Annotated in this window: 27 protein-coding genes; 8 read left to right on the top strand and 19 right to left on the bottom strand. The window is 43.9% G+C overall.

Features of this window, described 5'->3' with window-relative positions; genetic code table 11:
- Positions 1–136 precede the first annotated feature (136 nt).
- The 3 genes from ubiA to L2729_RS01530 all read right to left on the bottom strand — a co-directional run bounded on the left by ubiA (position 137) and on the right by L2729_RS01530 (position 3,757).
- Positions 137–1,000 (bottom strand): 4-hydroxybenzoate octaprenyltransferase, encoded by an 864-nt coding sequence (gene ubiA / locus L2729_RS01540; RefSeq protein ID WP_248986651.1) that lies wholly within the window; start codon positions 998–1,000, stop codon positions 137–139.
- A gap of 107 nt (positions 1,001–1,107) precedes the next feature.
- Positions 1,108–3,273 carry a DNA helicase II gene (gene uvrD, locus L2729_RS01535; protein WP_248986650.1) on the bottom strand — a complete coding sequence of 722 codons (2,166 nt, stop codon included), beginning with the start codon at positions 3,271–3,273 and terminating at the stop codon, positions 1,108–1,110.
- A 130-nt stretch (positions 3,274–3,403) separates the two neighbouring features.
- Positions 3,404–3,757 carry a RidA family protein gene (locus L2729_RS01530; protein ID WP_248986649.1) on the bottom strand — a complete coding sequence of 118 codons (354 nt, stop codon included), beginning with the start codon at positions 3,755–3,757 and terminating at the stop codon, positions 3,404–3,406.
- Positions 3,758–4,241: 484 nt separating this feature from the next.
- On the opposite strand from L2729_RS01530, the gene L2729_RS01525 reads away from it, so the two are divergent.
- Positions 4,242–6,359, top strand: a complete 2,118-nt coding sequence (locus tag L2729_RS01525; protein WP_248986648.1) for a putative bifunctional diguanylate cyclase/phosphodiesterase — start codon at positions 4,242–4,244, stop codon at positions 6,357–6,359.
- On the opposite strand, the gene L2729_RS01520 is transcribed toward L2729_RS01525, so the two are convergent.
- From L2729_RS01520 to L2729_RS01505, 4 genes are all read right to left on the bottom strand, one after another.
- Positions 6,343–6,756 carry an NUDIX hydrolase gene (locus tag L2729_RS01520; protein ID WP_248986647.1) on the bottom strand — a complete coding sequence of 138 codons (414 nt, stop codon included), beginning with the start codon at positions 6,754–6,756 and terminating at the stop codon, positions 6,343–6,345. The genes L2729_RS01525 and L2729_RS01520 overlap by 17 nt on opposite strands.
- A 245-nt stretch (positions 6,757–7,001) precedes the next feature.
- Positions 7,002–7,943, bottom strand: coding sequence for an SPFH domain-containing protein (locus L2729_RS01515; protein WP_248986646.1), 942 nt, complete (start codon positions 7,941–7,943; stop codon positions 7,002–7,004).
- Positions 7,943–8,872, bottom strand: coding sequence for an SPFH domain-containing protein (locus L2729_RS01510; RefSeq protein ID WP_248986645.1), 930 nt, complete (start codon positions 8,870–8,872; stop codon positions 7,943–7,945). Before L2729_RS01510 ends, L2729_RS01515 begins: the two co-directional genes overlap by 1 nt.
- Positions 8,873–8,913: 41 nt before the next feature.
- Positions 8,914–9,390, bottom strand: a complete 477-nt coding sequence (locus tag L2729_RS01505) for an NfeD family protein (RefSeq protein ID WP_248986644.1) — start codon at positions 9,388–9,390, stop codon at positions 8,914–8,916.
- A gap of 446 nt (positions 9,391–9,836) precedes the next feature.
- On the opposite strand from L2729_RS01505, the gene L2729_RS01500 reads away from it, so the two are divergent.
- A complete protein-coding gene (locus tag L2729_RS01500; protein ID WP_248986643.1) occupies positions 9,837–10,589 on the top strand; it encodes an outer membrane protein OmpK in 753 nt (250 codons plus the stop codon).
- Between the two features lie 96 nt (positions 10,590–10,685).
- On the opposite strand, the gene udp is transcribed toward L2729_RS01500, so the two are convergent.
- Positions 10,686–11,444 (bottom strand): uridine phosphorylase, encoded by a 759-nt coding sequence (udp, locus tag L2729_RS01495; protein ID WP_101090336.1) that lies wholly within the window; start codon positions 11,442–11,444, stop codon positions 10,686–10,688.
- A gap of 376 nt (positions 11,445–11,820) precedes the next feature.
- Here udp and L2729_RS01490 point away from each other — a divergent pair, with 376 nt between their 5' ends.
- Complete coding sequence (locus tag L2729_RS01490; protein ID WP_248986642.1) at positions 11,821–12,036, top strand: HP1242/YdcH family protein; 216 nt, start codon at positions 11,821–11,823, stop codon at positions 12,034–12,036.
- Positions 12,037–12,084: 48 nt separating this feature from the next.
- Here L2729_RS01490 and L2729_RS01485 read toward each other — a convergent pair whose 3' ends face one another.
- A complete protein-coding gene (locus tag L2729_RS01485) occupies positions 12,085–12,543 on the bottom strand; it encodes a hypothetical protein (RefSeq protein WP_248986641.1) in 459 nt (152 codons plus the stop codon).
- Between the two features lie 211 nt (positions 12,544–12,754).
- Between L2729_RS01485 and L2729_RS01480 the strand changes: the two genes are divergently transcribed.
- Positions 12,755–13,591, top strand: coding sequence for a mechanosensitive ion channel family protein (locus tag L2729_RS01480; protein ID WP_248986640.1), 837 nt, complete (start codon positions 12,755–12,757; stop codon positions 13,589–13,591).
- A gap of 38 nt (positions 13,592–13,629) precedes the next feature.
- Here L2729_RS01480 and L2729_RS01475 read toward each other — a convergent pair whose 3' ends face one another.
- The 5 genes from L2729_RS01475 to L2729_RS01455 all read right to left on the bottom strand — a co-directional run bounded on the left by L2729_RS01475 (position 13,630) and on the right by L2729_RS01455 (position 18,698).
- Positions 13,630–14,547 (bottom strand): radical SAM protein, encoded by a 918-nt coding sequence (locus L2729_RS01475; protein WP_248986639.1) that lies wholly within the window; start codon positions 14,545–14,547, stop codon positions 13,630–13,632.
- A 193-nt stretch (positions 14,548–14,740) separates the two neighbouring features.
- On the bottom strand, positions 14,741–15,058 hold the full coding sequence (locus L2729_RS01470; RefSeq protein ID WP_102039150.1) for a putative quinol monooxygenase: 318 nt from the start codon (positions 15,056–15,058) through the stop codon (positions 14,741–14,743).
- Complete coding sequence (locus L2729_RS01465; protein ID WP_248986638.1) at positions 15,040–15,525, bottom strand: GNAT family N-acetyltransferase; 486 nt, start codon at positions 15,523–15,525, stop codon at positions 15,040–15,042. Before L2729_RS01465 ends, L2729_RS01470 begins: the two co-directional genes overlap by 19 nt.
- Before the next feature lie 513 nt (positions 15,526–16,038).
- The gene (locus tag L2729_RS01460; protein WP_248986637.1) at positions 16,039–17,625 is read right to left on the bottom strand and encodes a DHA2 family efflux MFS transporter permease subunit; all 1,587 of its coding nucleotides are present in this window, start codon (positions 17,623–17,625) and stop codon (positions 16,039–16,041) included.
- Positions 17,625–18,698 (bottom strand): HlyD family secretion protein, encoded by a 1,074-nt coding sequence (locus tag L2729_RS01455; protein WP_248986636.1) that lies wholly within the window; start codon positions 18,696–18,698, stop codon positions 17,625–17,627. Before L2729_RS01455 ends, L2729_RS01460 begins: the two co-directional genes overlap by 1 nt.
- A 126-nt stretch (positions 18,699–18,824) precedes the next feature.
- Here L2729_RS01455 and L2729_RS01450 point away from each other — a divergent pair, with 126 nt between their 5' ends.
- A complete protein-coding gene (locus L2729_RS01450; protein ID WP_248986635.1) occupies positions 18,825–19,757 on the top strand; it encodes a LysR family transcriptional regulator in 933 nt (310 codons plus the stop codon).
- Between the two features lie 127 nt (positions 19,758–19,884).
- Here the strand turns inward: L2729_RS01450 and L2729_RS01445 are convergent, their stop codons facing one another.
- Complete coding sequence (locus tag L2729_RS01445) at positions 19,885–20,250, bottom strand: nuclear transport factor 2 family protein (protein WP_248986634.1); 366 nt, start codon at positions 20,248–20,250, stop codon at positions 19,885–19,887.
- Positions 20,251–20,372: 122 nt separating this feature from the next.
- On the opposite strand from L2729_RS01445, the gene L2729_RS01440 reads away from it, so the two are divergent.
- The 3 genes from L2729_RS01440 (at position 20,373) to L2729_RS01430 (ending at position 22,807) form a co-directional block, all read left to right on the top strand.
- Positions 20,373–21,278, top strand: coding sequence for a LysR family transcriptional regulator (locus tag L2729_RS01440; protein WP_248986633.1), 906 nt, complete (start codon positions 20,373–20,375; stop codon positions 21,276–21,278).
- 117 nt (positions 21,279–21,395) lie between these two features.
- Positions 21,396–21,914 (top strand): hypothetical protein, encoded by a 519-nt coding sequence (locus tag L2729_RS01435; protein ID WP_248986632.1) that lies wholly within the window; start codon positions 21,396–21,398, stop codon positions 21,912–21,914.
- Between the two features lie 158 nt (positions 21,915–22,072).
- Positions 22,073–22,807 (top strand): YebC/PmpR family DNA-binding transcriptional regulator, encoded by a 735-nt coding sequence (locus L2729_RS01430; RefSeq protein ID WP_248986631.1) that lies wholly within the window; start codon positions 22,073–22,075, stop codon positions 22,805–22,807.
- Between the two features lie 82 nt (positions 22,808–22,889).
- On the opposite strand, the gene L2729_RS01425 is transcribed toward L2729_RS01430, so the two are convergent.
- The 4 genes from L2729_RS01425 to yedE form a co-directional block, all read right to left on the bottom strand.
- A complete protein-coding gene (locus tag L2729_RS01425) occupies positions 22,890–23,297 on the bottom strand; it encodes a thiol-disulfide oxidoreductase DCC family protein (protein ID WP_248986630.1) in 408 nt (135 codons plus the stop codon).
- A 28-nt stretch (positions 23,298–23,325) separates the two neighbouring features.
- Complete coding sequence (locus L2729_RS01420) at positions 23,326–23,982, bottom strand: thiol:disulfide interchange protein DsbA/DsbL (protein WP_248986629.1); 657 nt, start codon at positions 23,980–23,982, stop codon at positions 23,326–23,328.
- A 502-nt stretch (positions 23,983–24,484) separates the two neighbouring features.
- Positions 24,485–24,721 (bottom strand): sulfurtransferase-like selenium metabolism protein YedF, encoded by a 237-nt coding sequence (gene yedF / locus L2729_RS01415; RefSeq protein ID WP_101090351.1) that lies wholly within the window; start codon positions 24,719–24,721, stop codon positions 24,485–24,487.
- 87 nt (positions 24,722–24,808) lie between these two features.
- The gene (gene yedE, locus L2729_RS01410; protein WP_248986628.1) at positions 24,809–26,059 is read right to left on the bottom strand and encodes a selenium metabolism membrane protein YedE/FdhT; all 1,251 of its coding nucleotides are present in this window, start codon (positions 26,057–26,059) and stop codon (positions 24,809–24,811) included.
- Positions 26,060–26,074: the final 15 nt, after the last annotated feature.

Raw genomic sequence — 26,074 nt, 5'->3', positions numbered from 1 at the left:
ACCGTCTAATGGCATTTACCTAAAAATGTATTGTAGGAAGATCAAAAGCCGCATATAAAAAAACGCCTCCATTAGAAGACGTTTATTTTGATGATGTTATCGGTATCGCAACCAAGCACGAGTAACCTTTGTGGACTTATAAAACTAAATAATCTAATCCCAGTGCGACAAAAAGCGTCAGTCCAGCCCAGTTATTATTTAAAAATGCCTTGAAGCAAGCAGCTCGTTCACGGCCAAAAATGAGTTTTTGCTGATAAAGCGCAAAACCAATAAATGCCACAATACCTAAGCTAAAAATTTCACCTCGACCCGCAATAACACCGGCAATAATAAAGCACCCGAGTGCGGCCGTTTGGAATCCAGCAATGATCTGTCTATCATATTGACCAAACAAAATGGCGGTCGATTTAATGCCCACTTTTAAGTCGTCATCACGATCCACCATGGCATACATGGTGTCGTAGGCTACCGTCCAGCACCAATTGGCCGCAAATAGCCACCATGCTTCAACGGGCACTGTACCTGTTTGTGCAGCATAAGCCATCGGAATAGACCAACTCCACACGGTGCCCAAAAACATCTGTGGCATATTGGTGTAGCGCTTGGTAAAGGGGTAAAGAATGGTAAGAATAATACCGACGACAGAAAGCTTGACCACCAGCGGGTTTAATAACAACACCAAACCAAATGCAAATAGTGCCATCGCCAGAAACAATAAAAGTGCTTCTTTACTGCTGATCTCGCCACTTGCTAATGGTCGAGACTGAGTCCGCTCCACGTGAGCATCGAGGTTTCTGTCGGCATAGTCATTTATCACACAACCACAGCCGCGCATCACAACCACTCCGATGACAAAGATAACCAAGACTTTTATGTCAGGCATCCCTCCTGCGGCAAACATCAATGCCATTAAACAGGGCCACAATAGCAGCAAGGTGCCAATAGGACGGTCCATGCGGGTGAGCCGCATGTAGACATCCAATTTATCCCTTAAATTCATTTTATTAGGCTCTCCTACAACGTCTTCGGCCTTTAGCTTGTACCCGCATTATGACTGAGCTGAACCAGTATTCAACCGCTATCGTCAATCTATTGATAATCGCGTTATCACACCTTTTCCAAGCGTGCATAAGCGATCACTAACCACTTACTGCCAACGTCTAAAAAGTTAACCTGAATTCGAGCTTGAGCACCGCTACCTTCGTAGTTAGTCACCGTGCCAGCGCCAAATTTAGGATGACTGACTTTTTGCCCAATTTTAAACCCTGACTCGTTAAACGAATCATCTTGCTTACTAAAGCGAGTACTGATCGCTGGCGCAGACACTTGCGTGCGCATACGGATCTCTTGTACATATTGCTCAGGGATTTCTTTGACAAATCGAGACGGCCTAGCAAAACTTTCTCGGCCATAAATACGACGAGACTCGGCATAGGTAATATAGAGTTTTTGCATTGCACGGGTCATGCCGACATAACAGAGGCGTCGCTCTTCATCGAGTCGGTCCCCTTCATCAATCGCCATTTGGCTAGGGAACAAGCCCTCTTCCACACCCGACATAAACACCATTGGGAATTCAAGACCTTTGGCAGAGTGCAATGTCATCAACTGCACAGCATCGGTAAACTCATCAGCCTGACCTTCACCCGCCTCAAGCGCCGCGTGCGACAAAAAGGCATTAAGCTCGCCCATATCTTCGAGCTCTTCTGGCACCACAAAGCTACGCGCTGCAGTGACGAGTTCCTCTAAGTTTTCTACTCGAGCTCTGGCTTTTTCGCCTTTTTCAGTCTCATACATCAACTTAAGGCCAGACTCTTTGATCACATGATCAGTTCGTCGGTGTAACGACTGCTCTTCAGTGTCGATTCTCAAAGCAACAATCAAATCCATAAAGCCACGCACTGCATTTGCAGCGCGGCCACTGAGCACTTTTTCTTCAAGCAAGCGCACACAAGTATCCCACAAGGTGAGCTCTTGCTGGCGAGCGGTGGTACGCATGATCTCTAATGTTCGACCACCAATACCGCGGGCAGGAGTGTTAACCACTCGCTCGAATGCAGCATCATCATTTTTATTGCTGATGAGGCGCAAATACCCCATCGCATCTTTAATCTCTTGGCGATCGAAGAATCGTAAACCGCCATAAATACGGTAAGCGACACCTTTATGCAGTAACGCTTCCTCGAGTACACGGGATTGGGCGTTAGAGCGGTATAAAATGGCGCAATCTTCTAACTTGCCCCCTTCATCTTGCCAGTCGTTAATACGGCCAACTATAAACCGCGCTTCGTCCATTTCATTAAAGGCACAATAAAGCCCTATTGGGTCACCGTCTTTATCGTCAGTCCACAGCTTTTTACCCATACGATCGGGATTGTTAGCAATAAGCGCATTGGACGCTTTAAGGATATTACCGGTAGAACGATAGTTCTGCTCTAGACGGATAGTTTGTGCTGCAGGAAAATCGCCTAAGAACTTATGTAAATTCTCAACTTGAGCACCGCGCCAGCCATAAATGGATTGGTCATCATCACCCACAATCATCACATTTGCGGTTGAGCCCGCGAGTACTCGGATCCATGCATATTGAATGGCGTTGGTATCTTGAAACTCATCCACCAAAATATGTTTGAATCTGTCTTGATAGTGGTCAAGAATATGCGGTTTGTTAAGCCAAAGCTCATGAGCTCGTAATAAGATCTCGGCAAAATCGACCAGGCCAGCACGATCGCAAGAATCTTGATAAACCTGATAAATTTTAAGTAGGTTTTGCTCTATCGGAAAGCCGCCCGCATCAATGTGAGCCGGTCTTAGTCCCAGATCTTTCTTGCCGTTGATATAACCTTGAGCTTGTCTTGGAGGGTACTGTTTCTCATCCAAGTGAAGACTTTTTAGAATACGTTTGATCAACCGCAGTTGATCGTCAGAATCTAAGATTTGAAAGCTCTGCGGTAAATTGGCGTCTTTATAATGTGTACGCAGTAGACGGTGGGCTAAACCGTGGAATGTACCAATCCACATGCGGCTCATATTACCGCCGGCCACTTTTTCTACTCGTTCACGCATCTCCTTGGCTGCCTTGTTGGTAAAGGTCACCGCTAAAATTGCATAAGGGCTTTGCTGTTCAACCTGCATTAACCAAGCGATTCGGTGTGTTAACACTCGAGTTTTACCGCTACCGGCGCCAGCCAAAACTAACATACTGGATTGCGGAGCGCCTACGGCATCACGCTGCTTGTCATTTAGGCCGTCGAGTAAAGAAGATACGTCCATTATTGCCTCCAAAAAATCAAGCTGGCAGTATAGCAGAACCTCGATCCCATTAACGAGTGAAAGCTTAGACGTGTCATCGAGATGGTAAATAACACCAGACTGAAGCCCCTACCATCTTGATGCCGTAGCACTAGACCTTTTCAGCAGCGACTACCGATATTTCCACTAACAAGGCTTCGCGTGCCATTTTAGCGGCGACACAAGCACGAGCAGGCGCTTGGCCTGCTGGCACCCAAGCATCCCAAACTGCATTCATTTCAGCAAAGTACTGCATGTCTTTAACGTAAATGGTCGCTGACAAGATATGTTCTTTGTCACTGCCCGCTTGCGCTAACAACACATCCACCTTGTCTAGCATTGAGCTGGTTTGTTCCGTGATCCCTTGCTCAGCATCCTTACAGACCTGACCACATAGGTAAATAGTACCGTTATGCTTAACAATTCGACTCATGCGACTGCCGGTTTCAATTCTTTCAATACTCATACTCAGCTCAACTCCAGTTAAATAGCTTATGTTCAAATCACCCACAATATTCTAGCGAACCAATGTAAATTTGCTAGTGAAAAACACTTGTTTTTCATATAGATATTTCATTGATCAATTGCTTGTTTCCTGTTTCATAAATTCAGTCCTATACTTAATCGAGTAAGACAAGTGATCACGGACTGATTTCTTATATTTTAAAGGACTAAAATGACCTCTGCAGCTAACGCTAATAATACCTCCCTCATGCTCATACTGACTCACTTAACTCGGTGTTTAGTTGTGCTTGGTGATATTCAAAATACTTTCTTAACTCCCTCCCCCAAAAAGCCTCCCCTCCAGGGCATTTTAAGGTGGTTTGGTGATCGCGTTGATTTCCTCAATATTCAGCAGCTCTTAAAAAAGCGGCGGTAAAACGCCAGCATTCCCCTTGATTATCTTTCAAGCGAAATGCCGTTTTTACAACTCAAGTTAGGAAGTGCGTATGCTAACAATGAAACAAAACACACTAAAATCTTGGCAGGTAGTCTTATTGGTCACCACCGTAATGTCACTCTGTTTGGCAGTTATTGTCTTTCTCACTAGGCCAACACAAGATCAGACTCTTTTATTTACGGTGACGCTATTCAGCCTCGCTAACATCTCAATACTCAGCGTGAGCCTATTTCAGTTATCGGCGATCACTCCACGAATACGCCATCTGACTCGTTGTGTGCAACGTTGGTCAAATGGCGATCTGAATACCCGAAACAAAATGGGTGAACATGGTGAATTAGGAGAGTTAGAAGTCGAACTCAACCACATGTTTAGCCGCTTACAAGAGAGTTCCGCAAAAGCAGAAGAAAATCAAAAATCCATACTCAGTAAAAATTATCTTCTCTCTGCCATTTTAAATTCGGCCGCGGCGGCCATTTATGGCGTCGATGAGAATGGTCGTTGTATATTTGCCAATCCTCAATGCGTAAAGCTGCTGGGTTATCGCAGTGAAGAGCAGTTAATAGCCTGCAATATGCGCAGCCTAGTTCATCAGAACCCTGATGATGATCGAGCAATAATGAGTTCAATTTCAAAACAAGATAATCGTGATATCCACCTAAAAGAGGACCACTTTTGGCGAGCCGACGGCAGTAGCTTTCCTGTCGAATACTGGTCTCACCCAATGACGTTTAACAACGAAAAAATGGGTGCAGTCATCTCCTTCCATGACAATAGTGAACGCCTAGAAGCCGAAGCCTTAATTCGCCATCAAGCACATTATGACGCGTTAACTGATCTGCCCAACCGATTCCTCGCCCTTAGACGTTTAGAGCAGTTGGTAGAATCAACGGAACGCAGCGGAAAGATGCTAGCAGTTATCTTTCTTGATTTAGATGATTTCAAAAAAATTAATGATTCATTAGGCCATGAGGCAGGTGATCAATTGCTTATTACTGCCGCCGATCGATTGACGAAAGCAACCCGAAAAGAAGATACCGTTGGCCGTTTAGGGGGCGATGAATTCATTATCTTACTCGATGGGCTATCCAGTGCAGATGACGCTCAGCCTCTAGCCGAAAATCTGATTGGCGGCTTTCGAAAGCCATTCTATATCGATAATCGTCAACTTATTTTGACCGCTAGTATCGGCATTGCTATCTACCCAAATGATGGAAAAACGCCATCAGAGCTGCTCAGAAATGCAGATTCTGCGATGTACCATACCAAGAGTATTGGTCGTAATACATATTCATACTTCACCCATGCGATGAACAAAGAAGTTTCTCGTCGATTAGCCATTGAGGAGCAGATCCACGGTGCACTAGAACGAGGAGAACTGCAGGTTCATTACCAAATTCAGCTCGACATCAGAGACGGCAGTATCATGGGGGCAGAGGCCTTGCTCAGATGGGATAACCCGGTTCTTGGCAGCGTATCTCCCGCCGAATTCATCCCCATTGCCGAACAAACCGGGGTGATAGAACCGATGGGAGAGTTTATTCTTCATCGCGCCTTGAGGGCAGCGCAAACATGGCAAAAAGTGTTTAATGACAATTTCAGGATCGCGATTAATCTGTCACCCAGACAGTTTAGAAATCCAAACTTGGTGCAGCTCATTACCGATAGTGTAAACCAGCTAGGTATGCGTCCTGAAGACTTAGAGCTGGAGATCACTGAAGGGGTGTTGTTAAGTGGTCATGCTTACACCCTTGATGCATTAATGGCACTAAGCAAAGCCGGTTTTTGTATCTCTATGGATGATTTTGGTACCGGCTACTCTTCACTCAGCTATCTGCGTACGTATCCGTTCCAAATCCTCAAAATTGATCGTAGCTTTATCAAAGATATGAACACTGATGGCACTAGCAAAGAGTTGATTATTGCGACTATTGAGATGGCGCACGCACTTGGGATCAGAGTGATTGCCGAAGGTGTAGAAACCCAAGAACAACTCGACGAGTTGAGCTTTATGATGTGCGATTACGCACAAGGATTTTTAATCAGTAAACCCGTGGTGTTTGATGATTTACTAAAAATAGGCGAGCACTATAAGAGGAGTGCCAAAATTGAATTTAAACCTCATATCGAAACAGTAGAAGATAAACCGGTTAAAACTTACGGCTAATCACTATTCCGTTAAATTCTATGCAATCAACCACTCTCGTTCTCTGTACTGCAGAAAGCGAGGAGATGGGCATGAATTCATATTCTGAATGTTCATCACTCAATTTTATTTCATCAAATTCATTCATCTCACATTTAAACAGAAATGCTTGGGAATTATAGGCACTGTGATAATAAACCCCCGTCAAAAAACTAATGTTGACGATGAACCCTAGCTCCTCATGGCATTCTCGAATAAGTGCTTGATGAATTGTCTCTGCGGGCTCTAACGCTCCACCAGGTAAGCCCCATGACAGTGTTCCATACGTTGCCTTTAGCAATAAGACTTCAGTCTCCTGAGGGCCTTCTCGCAATATAACAGCGTGACAACTTAGCCTAAACTTATCTTCAAAAGCCATACAATCTACCCGATTCAGTTAAAGTGTATTACTCGCCATTTTACTCCGAGCAACAAAGACAGATATAGATATAGACGCTAAGCTCAACTTACTGCGTGACAGGCTATACCCATGGCATTAAATATTTAGCCATCTACATTTAGTCCATTCAATGAAGCGTCAATATCAGGCAAAAAAAATGCTAGCACCCATCGGGAAACTAGCATTTTTAGCGGATAGCTTAAAGCTTGAATAAACGAAAAATATTAGTTTTTCGTCTTCGACTCCTCTAAACCTATGCTATTCATCCAGTGATCAAAATCCATCAGATTACCCGGTAATACGACCTTACTCTTACTAGAGCTAAGTCCATCCATCTGCTTTAGGTATTGTGCCCCTAACTGCATACGAACAACATTCTGCCCCCCGGGGGCTGCTATAACCGTTGCCATGCGTTCAATTGATTCAGCCGTAGCGCGAGCAATCGTTAAGATCTCCTCACCTTTACCTTCAGCTTCATTGATCCGGCGCTGCATTTCACCTTCAGAATGGTTAATGGTCTCAGTCTTTACACCTTCAGAGCGATTAATCTTACTTTGCTTATCACCTTCACTTTTTGCGAGCAATGCGCGCTTTTCACGCTCGGCGTTAACCTGCATCTCCATCGCATTTTTTACCGTTTCTGGTGGGGTGATGTTTTTAATTTCATAACGATGAACTCGGATCCCCCATAGAGCACCGGCCTGATCCAGCACTTCAACAACCTTGGCACTAATCACATCGCGCTCTTCAAAAGTACGGTCAAGATCAAGTGTACCAATCACCGAGCGAGTCGTAGTTTGCGCTAACTGAATCGCAGCATAACGATAATCAACCACGCCATAACTCGCCTTTACCGGATCGATTACCGAAATATAGATAACACCATCGACTTCAACATTAACCTCATCACATGAAAAACACTCTTGTGGCGGCACATCAATGGTTTCTTCTTTAAGGTCATGGATGTAAGACACTTTATCAACAAACGGCACCAATGCATGGAAACCAGCATCTAGGGTTAAATGATATTTACCAAGGCGTTCGACAATGTAAGCAGATTTAGTTGGCACCAATCGAATAGATTGAAACAACTTAATCACGAAGACCGCAAAGATAAGTCCCCAAATTGCCATAACAATTAAATCAGTATTAATTCCAGCAATCATTAGCGTGCTCCTTTCACTGAATTGGCAGACACGGCATGAGTCACTTGCTCCATACCTTCGAAAAACCCTTCTAACTTAGCCAATTCCGCGGGTACAATTGAGACATCGGCCTCATGCAAAACCTTGCCAATTTGGTTGATGAACTGTTCTTTTAACTGCATATTCATCGCTTCGTTACCGCCTTCTTGTGCTAGTGCAGCCGAAACAAGTTCCATCCCTTCTGTTTTCGCTTTGGCAATAATGGTGATCTCTTGCCCCATGCCTTTTGCTTCATTAATGCGGCGCTGCTTTTCGCCTTCAGATAGATTAATGGCTTCCTGACGCTCACCTTGAGATAGGTTTATCATCGCGGCCTTTTCGGCGTTAGCTAACGTAATTTCGGCTCGTTTACGACGCTCTGCCTCCATCTGTTTCTCTAACGTCTGAATCACTTTTCGAGACGGGGTGATATTCTTAATTTCATAACGGAGCACCTTGATCCCCCAAGGATCAGAGGCTTTATCAATCTCGCGTACAATAGATTCGTTTAGGCTATCTCGCTCCGAGAATGTCTGGCTTAAACTCAATTTACCGATCTCAGACCGCATTGTGGTTTGCGCAAGATTGACTGCTGCACGGCGATAATCTTCAATACCGTAACTGGCGAGCTTACCGTCCATCACTTTTAGGTATACCAGCCCATCGACCTCTAGTTGGGTGTTATCTTTTGAGATACAGCTTTGCGGCGGTACATCGAGTACCTGCTCGCGGATCTCATGCTTATAAGAAACACGGTCAAAAAATGGGATTAAAAAATGAAAACCCGGCTGTAATACAGCACGGAATTTACCTAAGCGCTCAATAACATTGACTTCGCGCATAGGGACAATGAGTAGCAACTTATAAAGAATGAAAAAAATAAACAAAACAAACAGTGTAAATATAAACATGTATAGATCCCTTCCCTAATATTGACAGTGTAACGACTAATTTATGTCGCTAAATCTTCATTTTTGTCTGCTAGAGGTTCGACGACTAACGCGATATTGTCTCTACAGATCACCCGAACTTGAGAACCAGCAACAATTTCACTGCCATCTCCCAATGCGGGCCATTCACTTCCTTGAAATTCAATACGGCCCGTTTTCTGTGCTGGCCCAATGGTCTGCTTAACGGTAGCAATTTGATTATAGAGATCGAGTTCTTCGTCTGTGCTATCGACATGCGCATCTCCACCAACAAGCTTTTGCGTTAACTGTCTAAAAGCCAACAAGAGCACCATTGAAGAGATAAACCAAAGCGTGAGACTTTGTACAATACCCTCCACGATGCCGGTAGCTAACGCTCCAGCAACCACTAAACAAGCTGCGCCAAGGAGAATAACAATACCACCGGGTAAAATAATCTCCGCTAACATTAGAAATAAGCCTATACAGGCCCAGATCAAGATAGGATTTGATAACTCCATATTTCCCCCTGAAATGAAAGAGTCCTGATATCGACTATATCAGCTGTCTGTTTCTATAGCGACATAATATGTCACCGTTGTTAACTGTGTGACTCAATATCGGTGATTAAAAAGTGTACCTTTGGCGCTGAGTGTAACAGTAAACACTTGAATGAATGCATGTTATAATGAATCATTAACGTAATTTTGAAACACCATCGCCCCACAGCACTCTAAGCACCGTGACGTTTCATAGCAAGATATTTACAATCTAGCGCAAAAAAGCGTAACAAATCCTTTGAATATTGCTAACTTTCAGCCTATATTCCTCGCCATTGAAACGACTAAATAACGCGCGTTTCAACTTAGCTTGTACCCTTCTAAATAGAGCAATTATTGAATACACCAAAGAGTGTAAGTATTGCATACATATAAGCAGCATAAGCTGCACTAAAAAAGGTTTTGAGATGAATAAGAATTGGCTATGCCTAGCGCTATTAGTGAGCCCAACCGCTATGGCTGACAGTATGATTAACTGGTGGGATGCAAGTGTGACAGCACTGTACGGGGATAACTATGATTTAGCACCGTCCGAGTCACAAACAACATTCACCTTTGAGACCGCCGGTGACTGGAAATATGGCGACTGGTTTGCTTTCCAAGATGTGATTTATTTTAACGGCTCAAATGCAGGAAAGGACAGCACGACCTATGGCGAGATATCAACGCGCTTAAGTGCGGGCAAGATCTTAGGCGAAAAAGTGGCAATGGGGCCGATTACTGACCTGTCTCTAGCATTTACCCTCGAGGAGGGCGAAGGCCCAGTGAAGAGCTTTTTATATGGTGTTGGTATGGATCTTAACGTTCCCTACTTTAGCTATTTCCAGCTCAACACTTACCGTAGACATGCCACCGGTAGCGATAATATTAGTGATGGCTGGCAGTTAACCCCAGCATTTAGAATGGACTTCCCCGTCGGTGACTCTAACATCGTATTTGATGGTTTCTTTGATTGGGTGTTTGCCACAGATGAAGATGCATATCAGACCAACTTTCATTTCAATCCACAGCTAAAGTATGACTTGGGTGCCGTTATTTTCGGTGAGCATAAGAAGAACAAACTGTTTGTGGGTATTGAGTATGATTACTGGAAAAATAAATATGGCGTCGATGGTATCGATCAGAACACTTACTCTGTGATCGCCAAGTATCACTTCTAAGCTCAAGCAAAACTACAGTTTAGAGCATTAAAAAAGGCGCAATATGCGCCTTTTTTTATTCCCTAATAGATCCCTCTTATAGGGAATGCTTTCCCATTATGCCAGCAGTTTTTTGGCTGCTGCTACAACGATAGAAACAGCACTAACTTCTGTTTTCTTCATTGTCACTTCATCTGGGATCTCTTGTTGTGTGCGGTTAACAATAACACCTGCAACACAAGCTGCGCGCCAACCTTGCGAAGCACACATAGTAAACAGAGTCGAAGACTCCATTTCGTAGTTCAGCACGCCAAGATCTTGCCACTCTTGCATAGACCCTTTGAACTGACGCGTAATGCGGCCTGAAACCGTATCGTAACGCTCTTGTCCTGGGTAGAAAGTATCTGATGAAGCTGTGATCCCGATATGAGGTTCTAGGCCTGCATCGCGACATGCTTCAACCATAGCCGTTGTACATTCAAAGTTTGCAACAGCAGGGAACTCCATAGGTGCAAAATGTAAACTTGCGCCATCTAAGCGAACAGACGCTTGAGTGACAATAACATCACCAACATTAACCTGTGGTTGAATAGCGCCTGTAGTACCTACACGTAAGAAGGTACGAACGCCCAACTGAGCAAGTTCTTCAACCGCAATAGAAGTTGAAGGCCCGCCAATCCCTGTTGAACATACAACAACTGGCTTACCGTCGATATATGCTAGATAACTTGTGTACTCGCGATGACTCGCTAGAAATGTCGCATTGTCCATTAACTCGGCAATACGCTTAACGCGCTCAGGATCACCAGGCACAATCGCCAAGCTAGCACCGTCCAACATTTCTTTGGTTAAGCCTAAGTGAAATACATCAGACATTGTGAAAACCCCTTTCAATTTTGATTATAAAATTCTTAATAAATCGACTTTAACCTAGTATCGACCGCGATAAGGTTAACCCGATCACACTTTTCCTGCCAAGAGTAAATGAATTGTCGTAATCTAGTTACCAAAACAATATTTATGAAGTGATAGAAATATAGCAGCTGCACTACAGAGTGCCAGTTGATATCCATTCGCAAATTTTCGCCGTGAGCAACAGCTATTAATACGCATAAAAACAATGACTTAACCAATACATGCTCAAGTTCTAAATACAAGATTACAGAACGTGATCTTGCTCACAACTTGCTCAAAATAAACGCGCTAGTTTAAAGTTGAACCAGAAAAATATATCAGAAAAAGGACAGCCTGCATGTTTCCAGAATATAGAGAATTAATCAGTCAACTTAAGACTTCAGATAATCATTTCCAGAAAAAGTTTAACAAACACAATCAACTCGATGAAGAGATTAAAAATCTGGAGTTACACGATGCTAGCGATTTAACTCCTGAAGTGCATGAGTTAAAACTCAAGAAGTTGCATTTAAAAGAGGAGATATATGATATTTTGAAGGGGCATTCTGCTTAACCATTAGCAAACTAAAAAAAGGCGCTTATAGCGCCTTTTTTAATACGTTTATTTTAACGCCTCTAACAATGACTCTGCGGAGTCAAAATAGCTTATTTGAGTAATTTTGTTATCGCTAATTTGAATCAGAGTCACTTGATCTTTCTGAGCAGGTAATGCTTTGGTGATCTCACCGTCTCGATCGAGTGCCACTCGATAAGCAAATTGCTTAAACTGTGGGATCGCAACAAAGCGGGCAATAAGCGAAGGCATAGCACTAATATCGGCAACATAAGCCAAATCACCCTTTTTATACAGCTCAGGTTGCTCGTCTAACGCCGTTTGAATGAGTGTGCCACCATCCATGCTACGGCTGAATAGAACCTGCTTGATAGTGCTATCAATCGCATAATCAGCTTCATATTGGTCTTGAAGTTTTAAGGTTTCCATCGGGTCACCAACAACATACGTATTTGCCCATACTGGCGTGACAAGCAAACTACATAGAATCAGAATAATTGCTTTCATTGTTGATCTCGTTAATTAGAATTAGCCTTGAGAATAACCTATTCTTGTTGATGTCACAGAACGTTCACTGCAAACCATGATCATCTTCACGGATCGCGAAATAGCCATTTGAAAGTTGCAAAGATAGTATCTTCAACGTAAATAGCAAGTTACAAAACAGTTTAACTTCAGTAAGCTGCCAAGTGAAAATGTTGTATTAAAGGACCAATCAATGAACGAACCCGGTTTAGATCAAGAGATAGCTCAGTTGCAAAATGCCTATGGCATGATCACTGAGTTTATCGTGCAATATAGTTTTAGTCTCTTAGGTGCCGCGCTGATTTTTCTCGTCGGCTTATGGATTGCAGCTAAAGCCTCTAATCTTGTCACCCGTATTTTTGAAAAGCATAACATAGACGTTACCCTCAGCAATTTCACCAGCAATTTTGTGCGCATTTTAGTGATCTTATTGGTGGGTGTTATTGCGCTAGGGAAGCTCGGTATTAGCGTTACCCCGATGGTCGCCGCCATTGGTGCTGCATCCTTAGGTGCAGGTCTCGCATTACAAGGCATGCTGGCCAACTATGCAGCGGGTATTACGATTATTGTGACTCGCCCTTTCATTGTAGGAAACACCATTGAGGTTAAAGGGGTTAGTGGCTTAGTTAAAGATATCCACTTAGGCATGACCGTATTAACTAACGAAGAGGGAGAACAGATTAACGTGCCTAATAAGCATATTGTTGGGGAAGTACTGCACAACTCCTTTGCCAATAAATTAGTCGAAACAGAACTCAATATTAGTTATCAATCAGATCCCGACGCCGTCGTCGCCATACTATCGAAAGTACTGGCGGATAGCCCTCATGTCAGTAATGGCGAACATGCACAAGTTGGGATAAATGATTTTAATAGCATCGGTATTGAAATTGGCATCCGTTATTGGGTCGCCACCGAGAGTTACTTTCAAGATAAGTACCAAACAAACTCCAGCTTAATAAAGGCGCTAAAACAGGCCAACATAGAGATTCCGTGCCCTGTGAGAGAGATCCATATTCAACAGCCTTAGCACACTTTGTCATCGGCGTAGCATTGGCTGCGCCGCAGTTACAAACCTCTCTGCCACTCTTGCCGTAATTGAATGCGTTCAGGTGTATTCACCGCCGCCTCGACTTGGCTTAATAACACTTGCTTATCCTTGCCAAGAACACCTTTCAGCACCAAGTAATTGGAGGCATGATCTGAGCGGAAAATTGTTCTGTTTAGCTCTAAATTACTGAGGAGTACTCGCATCTCTTCAAATAACTGTAACTGATCCGGCAGCTGGAAATGCCCGTCAAACGCCTCGTCCATCCGCTCTGTTCCTAGTGGTAACGTCACCACTAGCGTTGACAGAAATTCTGGCTGCGCCTCATTCATTAATTTGGCAGATTGCTGCGCATGCTGCACTGACAGCGACACCCCACCTAATCCATTTAAGATCATCACCGACGATTTTATACCGGCCGCTTTTATCTTCTGTAAAGCAGCCAATGAAGAGGCAAATGTCTCGCCCTTTTTGATTCGCCGCAAAACTTCGTCATCACCACTTTCGCAACCAATATAGAGCAAACTTAACCCCAGCTCCTTTAACCGCTGTAACTGCTCAGATGTTTTATTATTGATATTTCGAGGCAGACAATAGCTACTGATCCGAGTCACTGCGGGGAGATGTTTTTTTATCAACAAACAAATCTCTTCCAGCCTGGAGAAAGGAAGTGTCATCGCATCACCATCGGCTAAAAACACCCGAGAGATATGCGCCTTTGAGCTGGACACAGCAATAATATCTTGCTCGACTTTATCTATTTTTTGCGCCCGAAAGCGCTTTTGGCTAGCTGTGTACATATCGCAAAAACTGCATTGGTTCCAACTGCAACCATTGGTCACTTGCAGAATTAATGATTTCCACTCCGATGGTGGACGAAATACAGGTTCAATATAATTTAGCACTGCAAACCTTTGCTGATTAAATAATGGCTGCATAAAGTTGAACACTTTTATCGCTAAAAAACTATCTTTATTAGCCGTGTAACATGCTTAAAGGGGAAAAATAGTGGCTTGGATACAATGATATTGGAGAGGTGTTAAACCTATATTGAAGTGCAGTAAAAACAGACTCGTTAATGCGGTTACAACCTTAAAGGTGCACCTAGTGCACCATTGAAAAATAAGCAGGTTAAACGATAACTTGGTGATAGGTCTCAACATGGTGAGATGCAACCAGCTCAGGCATGATGTGATGAAAGTAATGTTGAATAGCCTCTTTCTCACAATGACTATTAAATGCCGCTTCATCGACAAACTTTTCCACAAAAGTTACTTTATCGGCATTATCACGGCTAAGATTAAGCTCATAACGTATACAACCATTCTCGCGGCGAGTATCGGCAATAAGCGCTGACAAGGCTTCAACTAAACCGGCTATTTTCCCAGGCTTGGCGGTAAACGTCGCCACACATACTAACTGCTGAGTATTCACTTTGTAATCTGACATTTTTTTCCTTCACTCTTCAAGGTTAACAACATATCGAGATGTGGGATCCCATCTTCTAAATACATTTCAGATACCGGCTCAAATCCCAGCTTTTGATAAAAACCTTTTAAGTGCTCCTGCCCACCTAACTGAATGTTATGCTTCGGCCATTTTCTCAGCGAAATCGAGATCGCTTTTTGCATTAAGATATGGGCAATCCCACCACCTCTTACAGCCTCCGACACGATCACTCGGCCAATACTGGCGTCAGGATAACTCACCCCAGGAGCAAGCACTCTCGCATAAGCTTGGATCGTACCTTGCTCGTCAACCCCCAGTAAATGCTGGGTCTGGCTTTGCCTGTCTTTATTATCCAGCTCCGGATACGGACAGTTTTGTTCCACCACAAATACATCTACTCTTAACTTGAGTAGCTCATATAATTCATTCAGCGTGAGCTCTGAAAAAGCTAGCGATTTCCACAACAAAAGTCTCTCTCCATAGCAACGAGTCAGTGCTGCAGTCTAGCACTTCAAATCAACAAATACAGGTAGATAATTTTCTGTAAGAAAGGTTAGCTATTGTGAAGATAAATATCTGATTTTAGCCTTCGATTTGGAAATAATTGTTTGGAGGTCATTGTTTAGATCCGCTTTTGAACAGCAGATTTAGTTAATCCATTTTGACTCACCGGGGACTGGTTAATAATAGTATGACAACTTGACGTTTGCGCTTTAAATTTAAACTTACAATTCAATTGGTTATCAATAAATCTGTGGGTCGCGCCAGCCTTACCCGTTGGAAATTTCGCTTCTTAAATTTCGCTGGGGTGCTGAGGGTTCGCCAAGGGGTACAAGCGCTTTACCCCTCGGTTCAGGTGTGGGCGAAGCGCCTCGACTTTGATTTTGATGTTGAAACGCTAAAACTTAAAAACCAGAAACGACGAAATAGGCATCTAGCCCGACGTTATAAGCATTAATCATGCATAGAACGAGGGCAAATTAATGCGCTGCAACAGCAACCGGCTTGCGTATCGACAACACCGCCACCACTGCCACCATGAGCAACCCTGACATGATAAAAAACACATCATTGTAAGCTTGAATCGACGCTTGTTTGGCCATTGTTTGCCCCAGCAGTGCAGAAGCCTGCAGACCTGCGGTTATAGGGTCGGAGCCTGCTACTTGCAGCATATTTGCCGATGCCGCCAAATAATCATTGGCCATCGAGCTTACAGCCGGTAACGTCTCTTTAATATGCGCTAGATGACTGCGACTCAAATTATCAGTTAAGGTCGCGACTAAAGCGATGCCGACTGCGCCACCAAGATTACGAATGACATTTAACACCGTTGAGGCAGAAGCATTTTCTTCTCTGCGTATATGCGCTGTCGCAAGCATACCAATGGGCACCATAATAAACGGTTGCCCGATCGCCCTAACCACCATAGATGCAATCATTTGAGGGCCTGCAAAATCGGCCGTCATATGGCAGTTCATATAATAACTAACCCCAAACATGAAGAAACCAAACCCTGCAAGGTAACGGTTATCAAATCGCTGCATCAATGTCGGCATAAAAGGTAAAATCAGTAGCTGTGGAAATCCCATCCACATCAAGACCTCGCCAATCTCCATAGAGTTATAATCTTGTATTTGTGACAGATATAAGGGCACCATATAGATGGATGAAAACAGTGCCAAGCCCAGCAGAAAATAAGCAACCGTCGACAACGCAAAATCCCGCTGTGCAAGCAATCTTAGGTTCACTAACGGATTGGTTTTTTTAAGTTGAAGATAAACAAATATAACAATATTGACCGCTGATATAATGGCTAGATTGCGGATAAAATCAGAGCCCAACCAATCTTTACGGTTGCCCTCTTCCAGCACCACTTCTAAACATCCCATCCCCAGTGCCATAGTGATAATACTACTCACATCAACATTTTTAAGTTCGGGCCAGTTTATCGGTTTTTTAACTAAACCGTAGGCCAGCATCGACATAACGACCAGCCCAGGCGGCACATTAATATAAAACAGATAATGCCAACTAAACTGTGCGGTTAGCCAACCGCCTAAAGTAGGACCAATTGAAGGAGCAAAGGTCGCCGTCACGCCGAACAATGCCATACCCACTGCCCGCTTATCATCAGGCAGGTATTCAAGAATCAACCTGAACGCCATTGGAATTAGCGCTCCGCCAAAGAATCCTTGCATCGCCCTAAAAGCGATCATCGATTCTAAATTCCATGAGATTGAACACAGTAGAGAAGCGACAATAAAAATAGCGCTGTTCCACAGCATATAACGTCTAATATCGAGGCCTTTACTCAGCCAGCCAGACAGTGGAATAGCGATCATCTCTGCGACTAGATAGGCCGTCGCGATCCATGAACCTTCCTCTAATGTCGCCCCTAGCCCACCTTGGATCTCCTTCATTGACGCATTGGTAATTTGAATATCTAAAATGGCCATGAACGCACCAATAAGCCCGCCAAACACCGCTATCCAGGCACGACGACTACCACGTTCCACTTGCTCAACATTTGTATCTGCGCCCAAAGGAGTCGCCTCCAGCGTGGACATTATTGACGCGCCTTGTTTAAGGCTACGGCAGTACTGAGGCTTTCATTTGATGTGTCGACCTTAACAAATGCACTCAGTCCAGGAACAATTCTAACCTGCTGTAGATCTGCAGATGACGCCCCTTCAAGGCGAATTCTCACCGGGATACGCTGTACAATTTTAGTAAAATTACCGGTCGCATTTTCAGCGGGTAATAAGCTGAACTTGGCCCCTGATGCTGGCGATAGACTGTCAATAACCCCGATAAATGACTCACCGGAAAAAGCATCTAACTCCACCGACACACTTTGCCCCGGCAGCATATGTGCTATCTGTGTTTCTTTGAAATTTGCAGTAATCCACACCGCATTGTCTGGTACTAAACTATAGATAGCTTGCCCTGGCTGTACATATTGGCCCTGTAGCGCGCCACGCTTACCAATAACACCGCTAAAGGGCGCCGTTATTTGTGTATCTGCCAGCTGAATTTTTGCCAGTGCTAATCCAGCTTTAGCTTGCTCGACACTGGAGTCCGCCTCAATGAGCTGTGAGTTAAAGACTGCCAGCTCTCGTTGCTTAGCGACCAAAACGGCTGCGGCTTCATCTAAATGTGCCTCCGCAGACTGAAAACCCGCTTGTGCTTCATCCACGGTATCTTGTGAGCTGTAGTTTTTGACTTTTAGCTGCGTTGCTCGATTAAGCTGCTGCGATGAACGCAGCTTCTCAGCATCAGCGGCTGCAACACCCGCTTGAGCTTGAGTAATAAGTGCACGTTGCAGATCCACTTGGGCCGCTAAGGTTTGTAAATCAGCCTTTGCACTTGCAAGTATGGCGTCATTTTGCGCCACTTTAGCCTTGTACTGGTTATCTTCAAGTCGTGCCAATAACTGCCCTTGCTCGACATGCTGATTGTCTGTAACAAAAGTGGCCGTCACATAACCTGGGACTTTAACGCTGATATTAGAGATATCAGCGTCGACATAGGCGTTATCCGTTGATTCGAAATTACGCACATGATTCCACCAGTAGTAGCCTCCAGCAAATACCGTCAAAAACAGCAGTGGAATGACGATAAACATTCTATTTTTGGACATATATGACTCCCCAATCATTGGATCCTTGATTAATGAAGTACATTTTACTACTGTCACAACATATTTATTAGATAGTTAAAATATTACCCACTGTTTCACAGGTGTAACAATCATGAGTTTAAACAAATGGATTTAAATAGAGTGCAGATGTTTGCTCAAGTCGTTGAGCAAGGCAGTTTCACCAAGGCGGCTAAAGCATTAGGTATCACTAAAGCGACTGTGAGCCGAAAAATTGCAGAGCTAGAAGCTGACGCCGGTGTACAACTATTATTTAGAACGACAAGAGCGCTAAAACTCACTGAAGCTGGGGCGAACTACTACCACAGAGTACATGGTATTCTCGCCGATCTGCAAAACGCAGAAGATCAACTAAGTGCCAGCCAGGAGACAATTAAAGGTCACCTGAAAATTATCTGTCCTATCGAGTTGGGCCAGCTGTACTTTGGACGAGTACTGGCAAAATTTCTCACCGCCTATCCGCACATCACTATTGAAGCTGAACTGACAAATCGTAAAGTCGATGTGATAACCGAAGGTATTGATATTTTATTTCAGATCACCGAAAAACCGAATGAGACACTGCAGACCTATATCTTACTCAACACACCTAAAGTGCTGATGGCAAGCCCTGAATATCTTAGCCAAAATGGTACCCCACAGATCCCTGAAGACCTCAACCAACATCAATGTATTAGACTTTCAACACCATACGTTGATAACAGCTGGTCCCTGTTTAATGGTGAAAAATGGTTAACCGTTGAACCCAAATCAAGGCTTGAGACCAATAACATTACCTTGGTGCGTGAAGCCGCAATTGAGGGATTAGGCATTGCAACTGTTCCTATGGTGATAGGCAGTGAAGCGATAAAGAATGGCTCATTAGTCGCCGTTCTTCAAGACTATCCTATGAAGCAAAGCGTCGTTACCATGAGCATGCCGCAGCGCGTTTATCTACCGAGAAAATACCGCGTATTTACTGAATTTCTATATCAACATTTATTTGAAAAGTGGCAAGACTTAATCATTGAAGTACCAGACTATATTCAGCGCCCGAGCTAACTAAAATTAGGGTGGTGAGGAATTAAGACTTATTGGCACTACTGAAAAAGGGCCCTAAATAGAGCCCCCAAGATTAAACTGACACTCGCTCGTTAGCGCTAATGAGCCTTAGATAACAGCAATAGCGTTAACCTAACACTTCAAAATCATCATCAGACAATTTTGCAGAACCATCATCTTGTAGCACCCACAGTTCTTTATGGATAACCCCATGGGCTTTATTCATTTTCCAAGCTGAGGTTAGCAATACCGTGCTGTTATCAACGACGCTGAATTGTGGCTCAATGTATTCAACACTGCTAAATCCTTCATTGATGAGGTTCTGCCAAAATGCTTCAATCGCATCTCTACCAACAAACTCACCGAAAGGCCTAGCATTCATAGTCGCATTAGCCTCGTATTGAGCAGCACATTGCTGCGCGTCTTGAGTATTAAAACCATTTTTCCAAGTTTCACTTGCTAACTTAACTGCGTTTAATAATGTGGCTGACATAGTGTCGCTCCCGGATCTGCATATAAATAGTATAGAGCGCTAGTTTACAGTTAACATTTGCATTGATAACCTAGGTAATTTCGCAATCACTGTTCGATTAAATAGAACAATAAAGAGGGGCTATGGATCATTTACGCCATATGGCAATATTCAAACAGATTGTTGATGCTGGTTCTATTAGCGCAGCAGCCGACAATCTAGCGCTCTCGAAGTCAGTTGTGAGCCATCATTTGAAAAGCCTCGAAGTTGCAATCGGCGTACAACTGCTGCATCGCACCACCCGTAAGCAACAACTAACACCCGCTGGAACTGACTTCTATCAACACTGCAAGCAGATGGCTGACATCTCTCAGGTTGCCTGGCGTGAAGCTCGCGATACCGGTGGCATGCTTGCAGGGCCTATCAGGATCAGTGCGCCACATGCATTAATCGACTCTATCGTCGCCCCAGCGATTAGCCAACTCTGCAATGAGAATCCGCTCGTGCGCCCAACCATCACAGTTGCAGATCAGCGTATCGATCTACTCAGTGATGATATCGATCTGGTGATTAGAGTGGGAAAACTGCCATCCAGCAACTTAATGCAACGCCAGCTAGGTCATTTCAGAGATGTAATATGTGCCAGCCCTGACTATATCGACAAGCATCAAATGAAGATTAATGCTGAGCAGTGGCAATCGTTAGATTACATCGCCAACTCTTGGCAGAAAGCCACTGTCACTCATCCAGTGGAACCGTTACCTGACGGTAAGTTTAGAAAGACAAAAGTGCTGAAACAACTCAACTTTGTTGCCAACAGGTTCACCGACAACTCCTCTGCTGTTTGTGCACTGGCTAAAGCGGGTTTAGGTATTTCACTGCTGCCTGAATTTGTGTTTAAACAAGCAGAGCAGCAGGGGAAATTAACCATGTTACTGCCTGATTATCAATGCCCGATGAATGCGGTGTACGCCGTACATGATTTTGGTCGTCAGCCACCATTACTGGTAACACATACCATCGAAGCCATTATGAGGCACTTTATATAGAGCAAATTTAAGTCCGAACACAAAGCAAATAAAACGCCTATGGATGGTTAATCACGCAACATGTTTGCTAATGCACTAAAATCAATCAACGACTTATCAAACCTGTGGAAGCTCATTATGTCTACTTTTGTTCAATTTCCCGATGAGTCAGAAGATCAACGTCTACTGCTTAAATCGGTATTGATTAGCGAGAATCACCTTCCCTCTTCGGCGATAAAAATGGTTGCATGGGCTGCAGCGCTAGCCTGTAGAGACGAGGATGTTGTTAAGCAAGTGCAATTTATCGTTGGCGACCTGAGCGCAGAAGCTAAGCGTGAAATGCAGTATGCCGTTAGCCGCATGTCTGTGACTAACCCTTACTTCTTTAGCCGGCAGTTTGTTGATATTCACGCAGGAGGCAATCTAGAGTCGCTTCAATTGAGGCCCTTTACGGATATTGCCGTCGAAAATGAAGTCGATTATCACTATGCATGTATTGCGGTGTCGATGGTTAATGGCGGCTACGCCTGCTTTCAAAGCCATACAATGAGCTTAAAGACATTAGGACAAAGCGATACTGCGATAGATCAGGCAATGCGCATAACCGCAGCAGTGTTAGCCACCCGTCAGGTAAATTTTAATCACCGTCTACTTTAATTAGGTTTAAAGAATGCCTCACCTCTGCAGCTAAAACCACGCGCGAAAGTGATATTATTTAGCAGATTTTTGCATTTTTAAAGGCCTGCCCCCTGATTTGTACAAATAAAGCTGCTAACATCGTTTGCAATTTTTAAAGCTTAGTGAGAAAGGTCAAGATGGGCAGAGCATACCAAAACAAGAAAGAATCCATGGCGAAAACCGCTGGGCAGAAAACAAAAATCTATTCTCGATACGGAAAAGAGCTTTACGTTTGTGCCAAAAATGGTGGTTTCGATCCTGAAGGTAACTTAGCGTTACGTCAAATGATTTCCAAGGCTAAAAAAGATCAAGTACCCGCTCATGTTATTGAGCGTGCGATTGAGAAAGCCCGTGGTGGTGGTGGTGAGGACTATGAAAGTGCTCGTTACGAAGGTTTTGGTCCTGGTGGCTGTATGGTCATTGCAGATTGCCTAACCGATAACGGTAAGCGTACCTTTACCCAAGTCCGCCAAGCATTCGTTAAGAACGGCGCCAAGCTCGGTGGTCCAGGCACTGCAGGCCATATGTTCGATCATCAAGCTGTATTTGTATTTGCGGGTGAAGACGAAGACGCTATTCTTGAAATGTTGATCATGGCAGACGTTGATGTAACCGACGTTGAACTTGAAGACGGTATGATCAGCGTTTACGCACCTCACACTGAATTCTTTAAAGTTAAAACAGCATTAGCGGCTGAATTGCCGGCTGATACTGACTTTGTGATGGAAGAGATTACATTTGTTCCGCAAACGATGACTCAGGTTATCGATGCTGAAGAGATAGAGCTGTTTGAGAGGTTCCTTACTGCACTTGAAGATTGTGATGACGTACAGAACGTTTACCACAATGCCGAGTTACCAGAAGAAGCATAAATTAGCGCTAATGCCATGTAACGGCATTTTACGTAATAGAAAGGCACTCATTGAGTGCCTTTTTTGTTTAAAGCGACTGATATTAATCCTCAATAAAGCGCTGCTTGACCTCTTCCGTTGGCAGAATACATATGGCTCTGGTGCCAAATAATGAGTAACGACGTTTAGCCACGGCATTATAAAGCCCGTCACGAATCATCTTCGGCAAAAAACGCATAAAGCGCAGTAGCGGCCAAGGAGTATCGAGTGACTTTGCAATTTCTATCGCCGCATCACTTCTTAAATAACATCGGCCCGCCTTTATCAATATCACGCTGTCTAAGGCGTCTTCAGTTACACCATACTGAGACAAATATCTTTTTGCGGTATTCGATTGCAGTGGTGCAAACACAAAGCGAGCGGCCGTATCATGCTCAATCACAAAGTTAACGGCTGCGTGGCACAAATTACAAACGCCATCGAATATGATGATATCTGACCGTGATTGCAAAAATCCTCCGATACCCAATTATAAAACACTATGGCATTGCTAAACGCGCTTGCTCTTTCTCCACCAAGTAACTGGTAATATCCATAATTTGTTTAACCGTTTTGGCCGACTCATTGAGCACGACATAACGGCCATTAACCACAATAGCGGGTGTTCCCTCAATTTTAGATTGCGACATCAGCTCGATTGCGCGCTGCAGTTTTTGCTCTATTTCAACCGATGACAGTTGTTGCTTAAAATCCGCCTGACTAAGGCCATAGCCTTTTAGGAAAACAGCCAATTTTTCAGTTTGAAGATTAAGATCTCGAACTTCGCGTAAGCCCATAATCTCGGCAAACAGTGCAGCATGGATCAGCTGATTATTCGGCATATTCTGTACAATGAAAAACACCTTCGCGTGCAGCTTCATCGGTTCATTCCATATCGCCGGAGATTGAACTAACACAGCGCCCTCAGGCATCACCTCTTGCCATTGGTGTAATGGTTTTTCAAATGACTCGCAATGCGGGCAGCCGTACCAAAAAAACTCCATCACTTCTATTTGTTCACTGTCTGTCACAATTGGCGTAGCAAGTGTCCGATAATTAACACCTTCAATGTAACCTGAACCAGTATCGACAACCTTATTGTCACCGCATCCTGCAACGATAAAGCTCAGTAGCAATAGTGTGAGTAGTTTGTTCATATGTATCCTTACTATGTGATAATTGAAAGCTAGCAAGCGTCTAGAGCTGGAAGTCTGCCATGCTAATTTATAAGCTATTATACCAGTTGCATTAAAAGTTTGACCATTCAGCGGGAGTTCAAAGCCCTGTAGGCAAGGTGTGGGATTGAAGCTAATAGTTATTCTATATCTAAAGCCCACAGCGAAGCTTAAAGGGCTTTGCCATTTGATTTAAACGTCGGCCGCACTCTGTGAGCGGCTCAGATTTTCCACCTCTGCTTTGCATTGGCTTAAAAGGAAATAACCATTTCTTCGCCAATGCGCCTTGATTTGAAAACTCTGAGACGCTCTGAATTGGTCAAATACTTAGTGCAATTGGTATTACCTTATAAATTAGCATAAAAAAGGCACTCAATGAGTGCCTTTAATTACGGGTACTAATAATGCTTTATGACTAACAGTTAAAAACCGTCAATAACTTAGCGGCTAGCAACAAGATGTTGCTCTCCGGCCAGCTGCATTGCTAACGTCTTATCAAAAAACGTAGCATTACACCTTGCTGACTAATATCAAGTACTTCATAGCCATGATTGCGCGCATCACTAGGGATATTATTGATCGATTGCGAGCAATCAGTGAGCACTTCTAACACTTCTCCAGGCTTTAATGACGCCATAGCCTCAAGCGTAGCAACCGCAGGATAAGGGCAAGGTTCACCATAGATTTCTAGATTGTAATCGGCCACAACAGACTCGGTCATACTTTGCTCCTCAGCAAAAGTCAGCTCAAGTCACCTTGAGCTGATAATAAAGTAAATTCGTTTATAACGGATATGGAAGCAGTACTTCTATAGTGTTTTTGCCATTGCAATAACCACATCAGGTTGTGACACAACGGGTGAGAGCTTTGCATTTTTCAAGCTTCTCTGCTTTTTAAAAAAGTGCTTCTCCCACAATAAAATCAATCCAAAAGACAGCGCCAGTAGCAAATAGGTCACGCCTAATCCACCTAATGGACCGAAGACATCCAGCAAGTTCACCTTATCCCAATTTGTTGCCAATGGTGCCGAAAAGACATCCCAGTAATAAGCTAAAATGGTCGCACCAATAATATTGCCAATGCCCACCCACCAAAAATGAATTTGCCCTTCCAATGCGCGGTACATCCAGCCTGTTTCACAGCCACCGGCGATAACGATGCCGATACCAAACAATAAGCCGCCAATTAGCGCATTTGGGCCAGCCCAAAGGGTTTTTGGTGTCATTCCAAGCTGCACATAGCTATAGATCCCGATAACACTGACAGCCATGCCTAAGATGATCGCTTTCGCCATATGAGTACGGCCTGTTATCCACATATCTCTGAAAGCAGAGGTAAAACAGATCTGTGCCCGTTCAATTAACAAACCAAACACAATCCCCATCAACATGGCGAAACCCAACTTGGTAGAGCTACTCATAATATAGAATGAGCCAGCAACTATCGCAGCAAACACCACCCAGCCTAATCGAAAACGATTCTGCACTTGGTTAGGATTAGGTTTTATCACTTTCTTCAAGCCACCCGGTTTAACGGTTGCACTTGAACGGAAAAAGGGTAATAGCGTAATCTTGGCACCAATATAGGTGCCTGCCGCCGCCGCAAATGCAAATAGCCATGCATGCAAAGTAAACTGTGGAATACCAGTGAAGAACGCCGCCAGATTACACCCCATGGCCAAACGCGCGCCAAAACCAGCAATCATGCCGCCGATCAGCGCTTGCCCGATCCGCTTCTTACTGCTTGGCATACGCAGTTTCATGTTGTTCGCCCACAATACCGCGGCTAAACACCCGCCGAACATGCCAATAATCATTACCCCACCAACCCGATCTAATGGCGTCCCTTCGAGGCCTATAATTTTAAAATACTGCCATGTCTCTGGCTCGGCGCCAAACCATTGCATGATATGCCCGCCCCAGCGCGTAAACTCGCCGGTCACCGCCCAGAGGGAACCGGTGAGACCAAAAAAATAGGTCGACAAAATACCGGCAGCAATCACTGCAGCAAAAGGTGACCAAAATTGAATAAAGAACTTATTTTTAAACGTTAACCACATATTTAAATTACCAAA

The organism is Shewanella gelidimarina (assembly GCF_023283945.1).
GTDB lineage: Bacteria > Pseudomonadota > Gammaproteobacteria > Enterobacterales > Shewanellaceae > Shewanella > Shewanella gelidimarina.
The sequence above is the reverse complement of the archived record's forward strand: the minus strand, read 5'-3'. Positions and strand labels throughout refer to the sequence as shown.